Source organism: Thiobacillus denitrificans, from assembly GCF_001530125.1.
Taxonomy (GTDB): Bacteria; Pseudomonadota; Gammaproteobacteria; order Burkholderiales; family Thiobacillaceae; genus Thiobacillus; species Thiobacillus denitrificans_C.
Window position 1 is genome coordinate 31,774 of sequence record NZ_LDUG01000020.1, and the last position, 14,709, is coordinate 46,482.

Genomic DNA, 14,709 nt, shown 5'->3' on the forward strand with positions numbered 1-14,709 from the left:
ACCGAAAACCGGCGACGTTGCCGCCTGGAACGCACGTCTGGCGCAGGGGATGGATGCGCTCTACACCGCCGCCATTCGCGGCAAGGGCGCGATGCCGGCCAAGGGCGGCAACCCGTCGCTGTCGGATGCCGACGTCAATGCCGCAGTCGACTACATGATCGCGCAGTCGCGCTAGGTCTTGCCATGTCGCTCGTCTGCCCACAATGCGGGAGCGATAAGATCCGCAGCGGCACGCTGCATGGCCATGACGGCGTGCATCATATGCTGCTGCACAAGCCGCTGCGCTGCCGCAAATGCCATCATCGCTTTTGGGTGTTCAGTCCGTTCAAGCCCTTGCTGCTGCTGGTCACGGTCGGCGCATTGGTTGGCGTGACCGCCTGGCTGGCACTCGATCAACACGCAAGCATGCCCGCCGCGCAGGCACCCGCCAGCGTACCGCACGCCCGCGCGGCACAAGGCGATGTCGAAGCCCAGTTGCAACTGGGCATGCGTTACGCCGAGGGCGATGGCGTCATCCAGAACGACAAGGAAGCCGCCAAGTGGTTAGCGCTGGCCGCCAAGCAAGGGCTGACCGAAGCGGAATATCAATACGGCCTTGCGCTGCTGCGGGGACGCGGCGTGGTGCAAGACTACAAGGCGGCCTTCAGCTGGATCGAAAAACCCGCACACCGCGGCTACGCCCGGGCGCAATACAGCCTGGGCGAACTCTACCGCTACGGCACCGGCACCGCGCCCGACAAGGCGCGGGCGTACCTGTGGTTCAACCTCGCCGCCGCACAGGGCGTAGATGTCGCAGCCAAGGCGCGCGACAATCTGGTATGGCAGTTGAAGCCCGAGCAGATTGCGGCGATGCAGGAAGAGGCGCGGCGGATGAGCCATGCCATGTCATCGTCAGCGTCGCCCCCGACCCAGGCAGCGCCCGCCGACACGCCCTGAACGGGTTGATTTTTTTCGGCTTTTACGGGTAGGCGTGCGCGCCATCCTCGTCCACGTCCAGCGGCCATAGCTGGTGCGAATCCAGCTTGAGGCGGGCTTGCGCAGCCAGCGCGTCAAGTTGCGCCTGCTGCGCCATGAGTTGACCCTCCAGCGCCAGTCGACGATTGACCAGCACCTGATCGCGTGAGGTTGTAAGCCGCCATGGTCAGCACAAACATCTGATCGACCTTCTTCAACCCGCGCACCATCACTTGGCGGATAGGCCCGACGGTCTTTGCCCAGCCAAAGCCCTGCTCAATGAGCTTTCTCTTTTACACCGAAATGGCGTAGCCCTCACTGGCCGCGATGGCGTCGGGTACAGCCGAGCGGCGCCCCGAGGTGTTCTGCGCGACATGCGGGATGACGTTCATTTCCTGCAGCGCATCAATGAACTCTTGGGCGTCATAGCCCTTGTCGGCTCCCAGCGTGATTTCTGCCTGCGGGTTGTCCACCGCCTGCCGAGCGTCGTTGATCATCGTCTTGGCTGCTTCGCGCTCGGCAAAGCCATCGGCGGTGGTGACCATGGCGTTGGCCACCAGTCCGTGACGGTTGTCAGTGAGGGGGTGGCCCATGAAGCGCAGCCGGCTGGCGTTGTCGCCTTTGCAGTACAGCCGTGCATCGGCATCGGTGTTCGATACGTGCGTGTCGTTGCCGCGGCGCTTGTCCTTGAAGTTGGCACCGTCGCCGTCATCGTCGCTGCCGTCTTTGCGCACAAAGCTCTTGTGTCCGGCCCACGCCTGGATGAGCGTTCCGTCCACGCTGAAGTGCTCGCCCGAGAGCAGGCCTTTATCGTCGGCCTGCTCCAGCACCCGATTGAAGAGCTCAATAACGGCGTCGTGCTCGATCAGACGCTCGCGGTTCTCGGTGAAGACGGTGGGCACCCATACGGCGTCGTCCATGGACAGGCCGATGAACCAGCGAAACAGGAGGTTGTATTGGGTCTGCTCCATGAGCTGGCGTTCGGAGCGAATGCTGTAGAACACCTGCAGGAGCATGGCGCGCAGAAGCTTCCCGGGGGCGATGCTGGGGCGCCCGCCTTTGATGTCGGCTTCGTACATGCCGGAGAACAATGCATCCATCTTCACCAAAGCGGTGTTGACCATCTGACGGATGGGGCGCAGGGGATGGTCGGCTGGCACGAAGTCCTCCAGCTTGTGCAGGGTGAACAGGCTCTCGGTGAAGGTGTCGGATCCGCGCATGAAGTGGGCTCTGGATGGGATCAGTGAATGGGTAACAGTTTAACTTCTGAGGGACTGGTGGCGTGCGGGGGATGGGGGGTATTTCAGCAGCCTGTTAAGTCGCGGGGGGCGATCATTCCGGCTACCTGATGGGGAATGAATCTCCCCCTTAAGGTTTCCCTAAGCTGGCGCGCATACAGTCTGCTGCATTCCACTCTGAGGAGACTGTCATGCCGCATCCTTCCACGCCACATTCATCCACGCAGCCGCATCGCGTGTTCGATCCCTTGCTGCGACTGCTGCACTGGGTCATTGCCCTGGCGATTGTGGCGCTCATCGTCACCAGCCAGCTGGCCGACTGGTTCGAACACGGCCCCTATGAAAAGACGCTGTGGAATCTGCATATTCTCACCGGCTATGTCCTGACGGCGGGCTTGCTTGCGCGGCTGCTGTGGGCCGTGGTCGGGCCGGCGAGCGCCCGCTGGCACGATCTGTGGCATCCCGCCGTGTGGAAGGACAGCCTGAAAAAACTGCGCTTGCCGAGTGCCCACCGTGTCGGCCACGATCCCGTCGCCAGCCTTGCCTACCTGTTTGCTTACGGCGTGATGGCGCTGATGGTCGTTAGCGGCCTGGGGCTCGCTGCAAGCGAATTCCAGACGGGCCCGCTCGCCGGATGGCTGGGCAACGCGGACTGGCTGGAGGACGTGCTGGGCGAGCCGCACGAGCTTGGCTTCGCCTTGATGCTCGGCTTTATCGGCCTGCACGTGGCGGCGCTGGTGTTTCACCAGTTCCGCGGCGAACGGGTGGCGCAGAGCATGGTCACCGGCAAGCAGTACCTCAATGCAGAAAGCGGGGTGCAGCATGATTAAGCGCCTCTGCTGCAACGGTCTGGCGATGCTGGGCATGATCTCGGCCGTCGCCGGGGCCGCCGACACCTCCGCAGGCTTCATGGCGAACTATGCGCAGCAGTCCGGCGTGGCAGTGAGCGCGTTGTCGCCTGCGCGCGGCGAAGCGCTGTACCGCAGCGAGCATCGCGGACGGGATGGCAAAACCGTCAGCTGCACCAGCTGCCACACCGCGAATCCGAAGCAGGCCGGACAAACCCGCGTCGGCAAACGCATCGAACCGCTGGCGCCGGCGGCAAATCCCGGGCGTTTTACCGATGCCGCCAAGGTCGAGAAATGGTTCCGGCGCAATTGCACGGACGTCTTGCAACGCGAATGCAGCGCGCAGGAAAAGGGCGATTTCATTGCTTGGCTGAACCAGATTAAATAAGGAGCGAACCATGAACTATCTATTGCGTGGCATCGGCGTGCTGGCGACGGTCGGCACAATCAGCATGCTGGCGTTTTCGCTGCCCTCGGGCGGTGAGGCGCGCGGCGATGGCGGCGGCGATACCCTGCCGCGGCTGACGCACAAAAACTGGCAGCAGGAATGCGCGAGCTGCCATCTCGCCTACCCACCGTCGATGCTGCCGCAGGCATCCTGGCGGCGCGTGATGGGCGGGCTCGAGCAGCACTTTGGCGAGAACGCCAGCCTTGATCCGGCAACCCAGGCTGATATCCTGCAGTTTCTCGAAGCCCATGCCGCCGATGCCGGCAACAGCCGGATGGGTAACAAGGTGATGCAGCGCATGGGCGCGAACGAGGCGCCGCTGCGCATCACCGAAACCCGCTGGTTCGTGCGCAAGCACGACGAGGTGCCGCGCGCCACCTGGTCGCGCAAGTCGGTGGGATCCGCCGCCAACTGCGCGGCCTGCCACCGGCAGGCCGAACAGGGCGTTTTCAACGAACACGACATCAGGATTCCGAAATAAAAGGACACGATGCGCATATTGTTGGTGGAAGATGACCGAATGCTGGGCGACGGCCTCAAGGCCGGGCTGACGCAGGCCGGCTATGCGGTCGACTGGCTGCGCGACGGCGAGGCGGCGGTAGCCGCCCTGTCAACCGAAACCTTCGCCGCGGTGGTGCTCGACCTAGGCCTGCCCAAGCGCGACGGCCTGTCGGTGCTGCAATGGCTGCGCGGGCGCCATGACGCCACACCGGTGCTGATTCTCACTGCGCGCGACCAGCTGGAAGACCGGGTGCGCGGGCTCGACCTGGGCGCCGACGACTACGTGCTGAAGCCATTCGATCTGGATGAGATTGCTGCCCGCCTGCGCGCGCTGGTGCGGCGTGCCCACGGCCGCCCGGAGCCGCTGCTGACGCTGGGCGGAATCGAGCTCAACCCGGCGGCACACACGGTGACGCGGGCCGGCGAGCCGGTCGAACTGACGCCCCGCGAATTCGAGCTATTGCATGTGCTGCTGCAAAATCCAGGCCGCGTGCTGACGCGGCGCACGCTAGAAGAGCAGCTCTACACCTGGAACGACGCAGTCGACAGCAACGCGCTCGAAGTCCACATCCACCACCTGCGTCGCAAACTCGGCAACACGCTGATCCGCACCGTGCGCGGCGTCGGCTATGTGGCGTCGGAAACGCCACACGCATGAGCAAAACCGCGTCCTACTCGCTGCGCCGCCGCCTGGTGTGGCTGCTGACCAGCACAGTGGCGGCGATCTGGCTGGTGTCCGCGCTGGTCGTGTACCAGCGTGCGCACCACGAAGCCGACGAGCTGCTCGACGGCCAGATGACCCAGGTGGCGGAAACGCTGCTGGCAATCGTGGCAGGGGGCGAGGTCGAGCATTTCGTCAAGGAACTGCACGAGGGCGGGGAACGCAATCCGGTGCCGATCGCTTTCGAGATCTGGCACACCAATGACGGTAAAATGCGGCGCTTGGCGGCCTCGCCCGGCCACGACGCATTTTCGACCGGGATGCCGGACGGCTTCAGCGAAAACCCGCATCAGGGGGAACGCTGGCGCTTTTATGTGGTGCAGGATGCCGACGCGGAATACCAGGTGGTGGTCGGCCAGGCGCACGCCGCGCGCGAAGACCTGGCGCGCGGCATCGGCCTGTCGCTGCTGCTGCCGGCCATGCTGGCGCTGCCGCTGATGGCGCTGGCGGTGTGGTGGGGGGTCGGCCGTACTTTGCGGCCGGTGGATGCGGTGGCTCGACAGGTCGGCGCACTCGATCCCCGGAAACTGTTGCCGCTCGATGCAAACAAGCCGCTGCCGAGTGAAATCGCACCCCTGCGTGCAGCGCTCAATACGCTGATCCAACGCGTCACCGAGGCCTTTGAAAATGAACGCCGGTTCACGGCGGATGCCGCCCACGAACTGCGCACGCCGCTGGCGGCACTCAAGGTCCAGGCGCAGGTGGCGTTACGCGCACAAACGGCCGACAGCCAGCAACACGCGCTGACTCAGGTGATCGCGGGCGTCGACCGGATGACACACCTGGTCGAGCAATTGCTTACGCTGGCGCGTGTCGACCCGGCCAGCCAGAGCAGCACACCCCGGCCACTGGATCCGGCCGAGATCATCGCTGCTGTATGCGCCGATATGCAACCGCAGGCCCAGCGGCAGGCGCAATCCTTGGTGGTCAATACCGCGCCGGGATGCACGATTGCGGTGACCGCAGCCTGGCTGCAGATTGCGCTGCGCAACCTGATCGACAACGCCTTGCGCTATGCCGGCGAAGGTGCGCACATCGAGGTACGCCTCGCGCGAAGTGTACCAGCCTGTGCAATCACCGTCGCGGACAATGGCCCGGGAGTTGCGCCCCCCTTGCGCGCGCAACTGAGCGCGCGCTTTGTGCGCGGCGAAGTAGAAGGCGAAGGCTGCGGGCTGGGACTGTCCATCGTGGCCCGCGTCGCGGCCCTGTCGCATGCCCAACTGGAACTGGGTGACGGCCTGCCGCGCGCGGATGGCGGACACGGATTCGCAGCTACGCTACGTTTCAGCGACGCAACCCTACAAGCCCGAAGCGATCTTGCCGGCTAAACATACAGCCTCTCAGTAGCCTTTCCCGCCTGGCCCCATTCCCTTCCCGCCGCCCGGGCCCATCCCAGGGCCCATGCCAGCAGGCGGCATGTCGGGCAGGGTCTTGCCCTGCGCCTTGGCGCGCTCCTGCATCTGCTTGTGGTGCTCCAGGCGCAAGGTTTCACGCTCCTGCTCGGTTTTCGTCGCGCGCATCCTGGCCTGGTATTCGTTGCGCTCCTGCGGGGTCATCAGTTCATAGCCATAAACGCGATCGCCATCCTGCATCGGCATTGGGTCACGGCTCTGCATCTGGGCCGCGGCCGGTGCGGCGATGCCCAGCGCCATGCAAAGGGAAAGCGCCAACATGGACAAGTGTTTCATCATGGTCTCCTGTGTAACGGTGAACAGCCGGCACTCTCAACTTCTCGCAGTGCCGGGGAAGCCCTGTGTTTAGTACAAAAATCCCCCTTGTCCAGACTTTTCCTTCAGCTGCCGGACAAGCGCGCCGGCAGCCGCTATGGCGCGGCCTGAATCGCCGTCACCGTGTAGGTGCCGTCGATCTGCTCGACATGGAATTTCACCTTGTCGCCCACCTTGATGCCGCTCAGTAGCGCGGGCGGCTGCACCCGAAAAACCATGGTCATGGGCGGCATGTCGAGGTTGACGAGGGGGCCGTGGCGCAGGGTGATCTTGCCGTTCGCGACGTCGATCTTGCGCACCACGCCTTCGCTCATTGCGCTGGACTGAACGGCGGGCGGGGTCACGGGCTGGGCGTAAAGTGGCGTGGCAAGCGCCAGCGCGGCCAGCAGGGGAATCAGTTTCTTCATTTTGCAGCTCCTTTTTTCGGGGTGACGGTGATGGTGCCGCGCATGCCGGCTTCGTAATGACCGGCAATCAGGCAGGCCAGTTCAAAGCTGCCGGCGCGGTTAAAGGTCCAGACGATTTCGCCGGTTTTGCCGGGGTCGACGTGCACCATGTAGGGCTCGTCGTGTTCCATGTTGGGAAACTTGGCCATCATGGCGGCGTGCTTCGCCAGTTCGTCCGGGGTGCCGATGACCATTTCGTGCAGCATACGGCCCTTGTTGCGGACGACGAAACGCACGGTTTCGCCTTCCTGCACGCTGATGGCGTCAGGGGTGAAACGCATGCTGTCGGTCATGTCGATGGTGATCGTGCGGATGACCTGCGCGGGCTTGCCCGCGATGCCCCAGGCGGTCTGCTCGGCGACGGTCGGCGCGGTCGTAGCGTGTTTCTTTTCGCCATGGGCATGGGCCGGCAGGGCGATCAGCGGCGCGGCCAGCAGGGCGGTCAGCAACAGAGTAAGTTTCATTTTTTGTCCTTTCATTTCATTCAATGGCCGGCATGGCCGGTGGGTTTGCGTACAGTCACTTCAATATCGCCCGGCGCGCCCTGAGGCGAGGCGGCCTGCGGCGCGCGCACTGGCTCGGCCACGGCTTCGCTGACTTCGCGCGCCACCGTGCCGGGCGGATGCTTGTACCAGCCGGGATCGGAATAATCGCCCCGCTTCTGCTCGCGCCGCACCTTCATCATGGAGAACATGCCGCCCATTTCCACCGGGCCGTATGGCCCCTGTCCGGTCATCATCGGCAGGGTGTTGTCGGGCAGCGGCATTTCCATCTCGGCCATGTCGGCCATGCCGCGTTCGCCCATCACCATGTAGTCTGGAACCAGCTTGTTGATTTTTTTCATGATCCCGGTGTGATCGACCCCGATCATGGTCGGCGTCGCATGGCCCATTGCATTCATCGTGTGGTGGCTCTTGTGGCAGTGGAAGGCCCAGTCGCCCTCTTCGCTGGCAATGAACTCGATCTGGCGCATCTGCCCAACTGCAACATCGGCGGTCACCTCGGACCAGCGCGAGCCCTTGGGCGTGGGGCCACCGTCGGTGCCGGTCACTTCGAATTCCACGCCGTGCAGGTGCATCGGATGGTTGGTCATGGTGAGGTTGCCTATGCGGACGCGAACGCGGTCGTTCAGCCGCACGTTGAGGCTGTCGATGCCGGGAAACGCGCGGCTGTTCCAGGTCCACAGGTTGAAGTCGAGCATGGTGTTGACCATCGGCGTGGCACTGCCGGGATCGATGTCGTAGGCGTTGAGCAGAAAACAGAAATCGCGGTCGACGGTCTCGATCAGCGGGTGTTTGCCCTTCGGATGCGTCACCCAGAAACCCATCATGCCCATCGCCATCTGCGTCATTTCGTCGGCGTGCGGGTGATACATGAAGGTGCCGGGGCGGCGCGCGACGAATTCATAGACAAAGGTCTTGCCGGTCGGAATATGCGGCTGGTTGAGCCCGCCGACGCCGTCCATGCCATTGGGCAGGCGCTGGCCATGCCAGTGGATGGTGGTGTGCTCGGGCAGGCGGTTGGTGACGAAAATGCGCACGCGGTCGCCTTCCACCACTTCGATGGTGGGTCCGGGCGACTGGCCGTTGTAACCCCACAGATGCGCCTTCATGCCCGGCGCGATCTCGCGCACCACCGGCTCGGCGACCAGGTGGAATTCCTTCACCCCATCCTTCATCCGCCATGGCAGGGTCCAGCCGTTCAGCGTCACCACCGGGTTGTAGGGGCGTCCGTTCGGCGGCGGCAGCGGCGGCTGGGTGTCGGGCGTGCCCATGCTGACAATCTCGGGCAAGCGCGCCAGCGCAGCCGGCGTCACCGTGGCGGCAGCGGCCGCGCCGGTCAACTTGAAAAAATCGCGTCGTGAAGTCATGAGTAGTCCTTTCAATGCCCGCCCGCAGCTTCGGCGGGGGCGGATGAAGCGGAGGGTGCGGCCATCATGCCGGGGGTGCCGACCCGTGCCATCTGAAGATCGGATTCGGCCAGCCAGTAGTCTCGCTGCGCCTGGATGGCGGCGTTGACCGACGCTATCTGCGAGCGGGCGTCAGCCAGCAGTTCGAACACATCGATCAGCATGCCGTTGTAACGCAGCATGTTCTCCTCGGAAATGCGCTGCTTGAGCGGCACCACCTCATCGCGCAGATGGCGCGCAATGGCGTATTGCCCCTGCTGCATGGCGTAGGCTTCACGCACTTCGGAACGCGCGTTCACCGCGGTTTCGCGGGCGCGTTCAAGCGCTTGCCGATAACGCGACTCGGCGGCGACCACCCGGCTCTGCCCCCAGTCGAACAGCGGCAACTCGAAGCTGATTTCGTAACCGCGCTGTTGCGGCTTTTCATTCGAGCCGTTGTTGATGATGCCGAGCTCCAGCACGTTGATGAAGCGCGTGCTGCGCGTAAGGCCAAGATTTTTCGCCAGCGCCTCGGTCTGTAGCCGGGTCATCTGAAGATCGATCCGCGAATCCATCGCCTGCTGCTCGACATCCGGAAGTTGCGGCAAGGACTCCGGCAGATCGGGCAGCCGCTCGGGCAATTGCAGTCTGCTGGCATTGGGCAGGCCCATCAGCCGAACCAGACGCTCCCGCGCCTGCAGTTTTGCCGCCTCGGCACGCGCCACCGCCAACGCGGCATCCGCATAAAACGAATGTTCGCGCGCCTGTCTCAATTTGCTCCAGTTGCCTACCTGTGCCATGCGGCGGGCGAGATCGGCCCCCGCTTCGGCTGCATCCATTGCCTGTTGCTGGTATTGCGCCGTTTGATTGGCCGTGACCGCAATGATCCAGGCCTTGCGGGTATCCGCCGCCAGTCGCAGCACGTTCAGAACCAGTTCACGACGCGTCTGCTCGAACAGCCGTTGTTCAATCTCGATCCGCATCGGCATGGTCAACAAGCGTGCCAGATTGAGATGCAGGCTGCGCTCCCATTCCACTTCAGAACCGCGAGTAAGGCGGCCGATGGAAAATCCCGGGTTGGGCAAACGCTGTGCTGTGACAAGATCGGCTTCGGCGATGCCCAGCGTGTTGAATGCCGCCTGCAGGCCGGGGTTGTTGAGCAGTGCAATCTGCACCGCATCGTCGGCGGAAAGCGGTTTTTCGAGCAGCGCGCCGACGCGTGCCTGCGTTTGGCTGCGGCGGGCGTCGTCGCGCGCCCAGACCACGTCTTTCTCGATATGCGAGCGCGTGGCGGATTGAACCGCATCGAACCCGCCGTCCGGCGAAAAGCTCGCGCAGCCGCCGAGCAGCGCGGCAGACACCACGGCGAGGGCAAGCGCGCGCGCGGGAAAAGGCATCTTGTTCATGGTGATCCCCTCATTGTCCATGGCGGCCATGTTGGGCCGGATCTGTGCCGTCGCCGCCTGGCTGCGATTCGCGCAGATAGGTGCGCCAGCCGCCGATTTCGCCGACCCGCTCGTTGGCCTGGCGCCAGTCCTGCAGCGGTTCGTCGCGCCAGCCCTGGTACTGTTTGAAAGGGGTAAGCGCGGCAGGCTCGGGCGGCTTGACCTCGGCAGCATGCGCCGTGGGCAGTCCCAGCAGCCATGCGCATGCCAGCGCCGTCGCGCCAAATAATCGGGCGCGCGCCGGCGGCGCCGTGTGACGGGAAAAAACATTCAACATAATGAACCTCGCAAACCACGCGGCGAAACGCCGCAGTCAGAATCGGCTGACTTCAATATAAATCAGCATGGCGCGCCGTGAGCCGGCACGGGATTCAGGCGAGAAAGCGTCGGGGCGGTCGCTCGGGACCGCTGGGGACGAAGCCGCTGAAGGATGCGGCAGGTTGGGAAAGGAAATGGATTGAAAGCGGCACGACCGCAGCGCGATCGGTGGCTGGGATCGGCAGCACCGACGCCAGCGCGCACGCGGCGCAGTGCTTGCAATTGTGTTGTGTGGACGGGCTGTCCGGTTGTTCCGGCTCGTGGCAGCCAGCCATCATCTCGCCGGCCATCGCCATCGGTTCCACCATCGCCTGATTCGAAAACGTGCAGCCCAGCATGGCGGCAGACGCAAACGTCTGCACCGGCAGGGCCAGCATCAGCAGCAGCAGGAATCGGTGGAAGTGAGTGCGCACGCGGGCAGTGTAATCAAAAAATGAAGGCTGTTCAAAAGACAGCGGCAGGGTCATTCAGGTTCCCCGCCCAGTCCTATTGCACTACGTTCGCCGCTTGCGCGGCTCGTAATGCACCACGGTGCGCATGATTTCGGAATAGGGGTACCCGGCGCTGCCGCCGAAGTGTTCGTTGCCCTGCAGCACGGTGGCGGCGATGTCGGTGGTTTCATCCCCCGCGCCAGCAAGCGCTTCCGCCAGCCCGCGCACGCCACCGCACTGGGCGCGGATTTCCTTGCCGAACGGCCACGGCGCATCGGGATTGATCTTCAGCGCGAACTGCGCGTTGTCATGCAGCGCCCGATAGAACGTCAGGCAATGCTCGCGCACCGCCGGGTCGCCGCAGGCGATGGCCTCGCGCTCGGCCAGGTTGAGCTTGCGCGAACGGTTACAGCGTACACAACACGACAGCAAGGCCCGCTCGAACGGGCAGCTGTGTTCGATGTAGGCCTTGCGGGCCAGTTTGTAGGCGTCTTCGTTGTACTCGGCCATCGGCCAACCTCACCTTTACTTAAGGGCACTTCTATAAATCGTCGTCGCGAGGAGCGAAGCGACGTGGCGATCCAGAAATTCCTGCTAAATCAATGCGCTGGATTGCTTCGCTTCGCTCGCAATGACAGAAATGACGGATTTATAGAAGTGCCCTTAAGCCAATACCCGAACAACCAAACTTTTACCAGTCGTCGCCGAACAGGGTCTTTTCAAGTGCGCGCTCGGCGGTGAGCGCTTCCTGCGCGGCGATTTCATTCTCGGCGAAGATCATCTTGTACTTGTCGCCGCTCTTGGGATCGAGCGTCTTGCGCAGTTCATTGGTGTGGGCCTTGGCTTCCTTGAAGCTCGCCCACTCGCCCTGCTTTTCCAGCACCTTGAACATTCCCATCCGGAAAACGTAATAAGGCATGATCGCTCCTTAATTCAACTTGCCGTGGCACTGCTTGTATTTCTTGCCCGAGCCGCACGGGCAGGGGTCATTGCGGCCAACCTTGGGATAGGCGTCAGCCGGTGTGGCCTTGGCGGTTTCGGCCTCGGCGAAATCCTGCGCCTCGTCGTAACCGGCGTGCTGGTATTGCACGTTGGACGGCTCTTCGAGCAACTCGATCTGCACATCCTCGGGCGCGCGGATCTGCACGGTGGTGGTGGTCTGCGTGACCTCGGCCTTGATCGCGCTGAGCATGCCGGAGAACAGCTCGAACGCCTCGCGCTTGTATTCCTGCTTGGGCTGCTTCTGCGCGTAGCCGCGCAGGTGAATGCCCTGGCGTAGGTGATCCAGCGCCGACAGGTGCTCGCGCCAGTGGCTGTCGATGCTTTGTAGCATCACCGCGCGCTCGAACTGGCGCAGGCCCTCGGCGCCGACCTGCGCTTCCTTCTCCTGGTAGGCCGCGTCGGCGGCATCCATGATCTTCTTGCGCAGGCCGTCCTCGTTCAGCGTCTTGTCTTCGTCCAGCCATTGCTGCAGCGGCAGGTCGAGCGAGAACTGCGCGGCCAGCGTTTTTTCCAGGCCGGCCACGTCCCATTGTTCGTCCATGCTGCCCGGCGCGATGTGCTGGTTGATGGCGTCGTTCAGCACGTCGTCGCGCATGGCACGGATGGTGTCGGCAATGTCGGCGCTCGCCAGCAGCTCGTTGCGCTGCTCGTAAATCACCTTGCGCTGGTCGTTGGAGACGTCGTCGTATTCGAGCAGCTGCTTGCGGATGTCGAAGTTGCGCTGTTCGACCTTACGCTGCGCGTTTTCGATCGCGCGCGTCACCCATGGATGCTCGATTGCCTCGCCCTCGGGCATCTTCAGGCGGTTCATGATCGCGGCGACGCGGTCGGAGGCGAAGATGCGCAGCAGCGGATCTTCCAGCGACAGGAAGAAGCGGCTGGAGCCGGGGTCGCCCTGGCGTCCGGAACGGCCGCGCAACTGGTTGTCGACGCGGCGCGACTCATGGCGTTCGGTGCCGATGATGTGCAGGCCACCGGCCGCCACCACGGCGTCGTGGCGCACCTGCCAGTCGGCCTTGAGCGCGGCGAGGCGGCTCACCTTCTCACTGTCGGACAGCGCCGCGTCTTGGCTGATGGCGTCGATTTCATTCTGGATGCTGCCACCCAGCACGATGTCGGTGCCGCGACCCGCCATGTTGGTGGCGATGGTGATCCCGCCCGTCATCCCCGCCTGCGCGATCACCTCGGCTTCGCGCTCGTGCTGCTTGGCGTTCAGCACGTTGTGCGGCAGCCCGGCGGCTTTCAGTTCGGCGGAGAGTTTTTCGTTGGACTCGATCGAGGTGGTGCCCACCAGCACCGGCTGGCCGCGCTCATAGCAGGCGCGGATCTCGTTGATCACCGCCTGGTCGCGTTCGCCCGCGGTGCGGAAGACCTGATCGTGCTCGTCCTTGCGGATCATCGTGCGATGGGTGGGGACGACCACGGTTTCCAGACCGTAGATGCTGTGGAACTCGAAGGCCTCGGTGTCCGCGGTGCCGGTCATGCCCGACAGCTTTTCGTACATGCGGAAGTAGTTCTGGAAGGTGATCGAGGCGAGCGTCTGGTTTTCCTTCTGGATCGCCGCGCCTTCCTTCGCCTCGACCGCCTGGTGCAGGCCTTCCGACCAGCGGCGCCCGCTCATCAGGCGGCCGGTGAATTCGTCGACGATGATGACCTCGTCGTTCTGCACCACGTAATGCTGATCCTTGAAGAACAGCGCATGCGCGCGCAAGGCGGCGTACACATGGTGCATCAGCATGATGTTGGCGGCGTCGTAGAGGCTGCCGCCGGGCGGCAGGAGACCCATTTCGGTGAGGATGGCCTCGACCTTTTCGTGTCCCGCTTCGGACAGCAGCACCTGGCGCGTTTTCTCGTCGACCGAGTAATCGCCCTCGGATTCCTCGTCTTTTTGCCGGGTCAGGCGCGGCGGCACCTCGTTGATCTGCTGGTACAGCGAGATGTTTTCTTCCGACTGCCCGGAAATGATCAGCGGCGTGCGCGCCTCGTCGATCAGGATCGAGTCGACTTCGTCGATGATGCCGTAGGCCAGCGGACGCTGCACCTTCTCGCTCATCTGGTAGACCATGTTGTCGCGCAGGTAGTCGAAGCCGTATTCGTTGTTGGTACCGTAGGTGATGTCGGCGGCATACGCGGCCTGCTTGGCGTCGTGCGGCATCTGCGACAGGTTGACCCCGGTGGTGAGGCCGAGAAAGCCGTACAGCCGGCCCATCCATTCGGCGTCGCGGCTGGCGAGGTAGTCGTTCACCGTCACCACGTGCACGCCCTTGCCGGCCAGCGCATTCAGGTACGCGGCCAGCGTCGCCATCAGCGTCTTGCCCTCGCCGGTGCGCATCTCGGCGATCTTGCCGTCATGCAGCACCATGCCGCCCACCATCTGCACGTCGAAATGGCGCATGCCGAGCACCCGCTTCGATGCCTCGCGCACCACGGCGAAGGCTTCCGGCAGCAGCTTGTCGAGCGATTCGCCCGCGTTGAGCGTTCCACCCTGGCCCAGCCGCGACTTGAATTCGGCGGTCTTGCCAGCCAGTTCGGCGTCGGACAGTTTTTCCATCGCCGGTTCCAGCGCATTGATCGCTTTCACCTTTTGCAGGTATTGTTTGACCAGCCGCTCGTTGCGGCTGCCGAAGACTTTTTTGAACAGGGATTGCAGCATGAGGAATCCGAAATGCCCGCAGGTCGCGGTAAATCGTTGAATTTTAACATAGCGTCGCAGGCTTCCTGTGACGCCATCAAGACAGCGTC

The 14,709-nt window shown here is 63.6% G+C and carries 17 protein-coding genes and 1 pseudogene; 6 read left to right on the plus strand and 12 right to left on the minus strand.

Going from position 1 to position 14,709, the window contains the following annotated elements; translation table 11 throughout:
• Positions 1–183 precede the first annotated feature (183 nt).
• Positions 184–936: a tetratricopeptide repeat protein gene (locus ABW22_RS07975; RefSeq protein ID WP_059754534.1), complete on the plus strand. Its 753-nt coding sequence runs from the start codon at positions 184–186 to the stop codon at positions 934–936.
• A gap of 22 nt (positions 937–958) precedes the next feature.
• Here ABW22_RS07975 and ABW22_RS17280 read toward each other — a convergent pair whose 3' ends face one another.
• Positions 959–1,111, minus strand: coding sequence for a hypothetical protein (locus tag ABW22_RS17280; RefSeq protein WP_237763275.1), 153 nt, complete (start codon positions 1,109–1,111; stop codon positions 959–961).
• Positions 1,050–2,174 (minus strand): annotated as a pseudogene (locus ABW22_RS07980) (IS5 family transposase). The gene ABW22_RS17280 and the pseudogene ABW22_RS07980 overlap by 62 nt, the downstream one beginning before the upstream one ends.
• A 209-nt stretch (positions 2,175–2,383) precedes the next feature.
• On the opposite strand from ABW22_RS07980, the gene ABW22_RS07985 reads away from it, so the two are divergent.
• Genes ABW22_RS07985 through ABW22_RS08005 form a run of 5 tightly spaced genes read left to right on the plus strand, consistent with a single transcriptional unit; the run spans position 2,384 to position 6,038 of the window.
• Positions 2,384–3,022: a cytochrome b/b6 domain-containing protein gene (locus tag ABW22_RS07985; protein ID WP_059754537.1), complete on the plus strand. Its 639-nt coding sequence runs from the start codon at positions 2,384–2,386 to the stop codon at positions 3,020–3,022.
• The gene (locus ABW22_RS07990) at positions 3,015–3,428 is read left to right on the plus strand and encodes a DUF1924 domain-containing protein (RefSeq protein WP_059754539.1); all 414 of its coding nucleotides are present in this window, start codon (positions 3,015–3,017) and stop codon (positions 3,426–3,428) included. Before ABW22_RS07985 ends, ABW22_RS07990 begins: the two co-directional genes overlap by 8 nt.
• A 10-nt stretch (positions 3,429–3,438) precedes the next feature.
• Entirely contained in the window at positions 3,439–3,969 is a 531-nt protein-coding gene (locus ABW22_RS07995; protein WP_059754542.1) for a diheme cytochrome c, read from the plus strand.
• A gap of 9 nt (positions 3,970–3,978) precedes the next feature.
• The gene (locus tag ABW22_RS08000; RefSeq protein ID WP_059754545.1) at positions 3,979–4,647 is read left to right on the plus strand and encodes a response regulator; all 669 of its coding nucleotides are present in this window, start codon (positions 3,979–3,981) and stop codon (positions 4,645–4,647) included.
• Positions 4,644–6,038, plus strand: a complete 1,395-nt coding sequence (locus tag ABW22_RS08005) for an ATP-binding protein (RefSeq protein WP_059754546.1) — start codon at positions 4,644–4,646, stop codon at positions 6,036–6,038. Before ABW22_RS08000 ends, ABW22_RS08005 begins: the two co-directional genes overlap by 4 nt.
• A gap of 12 nt (positions 6,039–6,050) precedes the next feature.
• On the opposite strand, the gene ABW22_RS08010 is transcribed toward ABW22_RS08005, so the two are convergent.
• The 10 genes from ABW22_RS08010 to secA form a co-directional block, all read right to left on the minus strand.
• The gene (locus tag ABW22_RS08010) at positions 6,051–6,398 is read right to left on the minus strand and encodes a hypothetical protein (RefSeq protein ID WP_059754649.1); all 348 of its coding nucleotides are present in this window, start codon (positions 6,396–6,398) and stop codon (positions 6,051–6,053) included.
• Positions 6,399–6,532: 134 nt separating this feature from the next.
• Entirely contained in the window at positions 6,533–6,844 is a 312-nt protein-coding gene (locus tag ABW22_RS08015) for a copper-binding protein (protein ID WP_059754547.1), read from the minus strand.
• On the minus strand, positions 6,841–7,347 hold the full coding sequence (locus ABW22_RS08020) for a cupredoxin domain-containing protein (protein WP_202813928.1): 507 nt from the start codon (positions 7,345–7,347) through the stop codon (positions 6,841–6,843). Before ABW22_RS08020 ends, ABW22_RS08015 begins: the two co-directional genes overlap by 4 nt.
• Positions 7,348–7,367: 20 nt before the next feature.
• On the minus strand, positions 7,368–8,753 hold the full coding sequence (locus tag ABW22_RS08025; RefSeq protein WP_059754552.1) for a multicopper oxidase family protein: 1,386 nt from the start codon (positions 8,751–8,753) through the stop codon (positions 7,368–7,370).
• 11 nt (positions 8,754–8,764) lie between these two features.
• Complete coding sequence (locus ABW22_RS08030) at positions 8,765–10,177, minus strand: TolC family protein (protein WP_237763273.1); 1,413 nt, start codon at positions 10,175–10,177, stop codon at positions 8,765–8,767.
• Between the two features lie 10 nt (positions 10,178–10,187).
• Positions 10,188–10,490 carry a hypothetical protein gene (locus ABW22_RS08035; RefSeq protein ID WP_162264478.1) on the minus strand — a complete coding sequence of 101 codons (303 nt, stop codon included), beginning with the start codon at positions 10,488–10,490 and terminating at the stop codon, positions 10,188–10,190.
• Positions 10,491–10,587: 97 nt separating this feature from the next.
• Positions 10,588–11,001 (minus strand): hypothetical protein, encoded by a 414-nt coding sequence (locus ABW22_RS08040; RefSeq protein ID WP_059754557.1) that lies wholly within the window; start codon positions 10,999–11,001, stop codon positions 10,588–10,590.
• A 27-nt stretch (positions 11,002–11,028) separates the two neighbouring features.
• Positions 11,029–11,475: a hypothetical protein gene (locus ABW22_RS08045; RefSeq protein WP_059754560.1), complete on the minus strand. Its 447-nt coding sequence runs from the start codon at positions 11,473–11,475 to the stop codon at positions 11,029–11,031.
• Between the two features lie 181 nt (positions 11,476–11,656).
• The gene (locus ABW22_RS08050; RefSeq protein WP_059754563.1) at positions 11,657–11,884 is read right to left on the minus strand and encodes a hypothetical protein; all 228 of its coding nucleotides are present in this window, start codon (positions 11,882–11,884) and stop codon (positions 11,657–11,659) included.
• A 9-nt stretch (positions 11,885–11,893) separates the two neighbouring features.
• Positions 11,894–14,620 carry a preprotein translocase subunit SecA gene (gene secA / locus ABW22_RS08055; RefSeq protein WP_059754567.1) on the minus strand — a complete coding sequence of 909 codons (2,727 nt, stop codon included), beginning with the start codon at positions 14,618–14,620 and terminating at the stop codon, positions 11,894–11,896.
• Between the last annotated feature and the right edge of the window lie 89 nt (positions 14,621–14,709).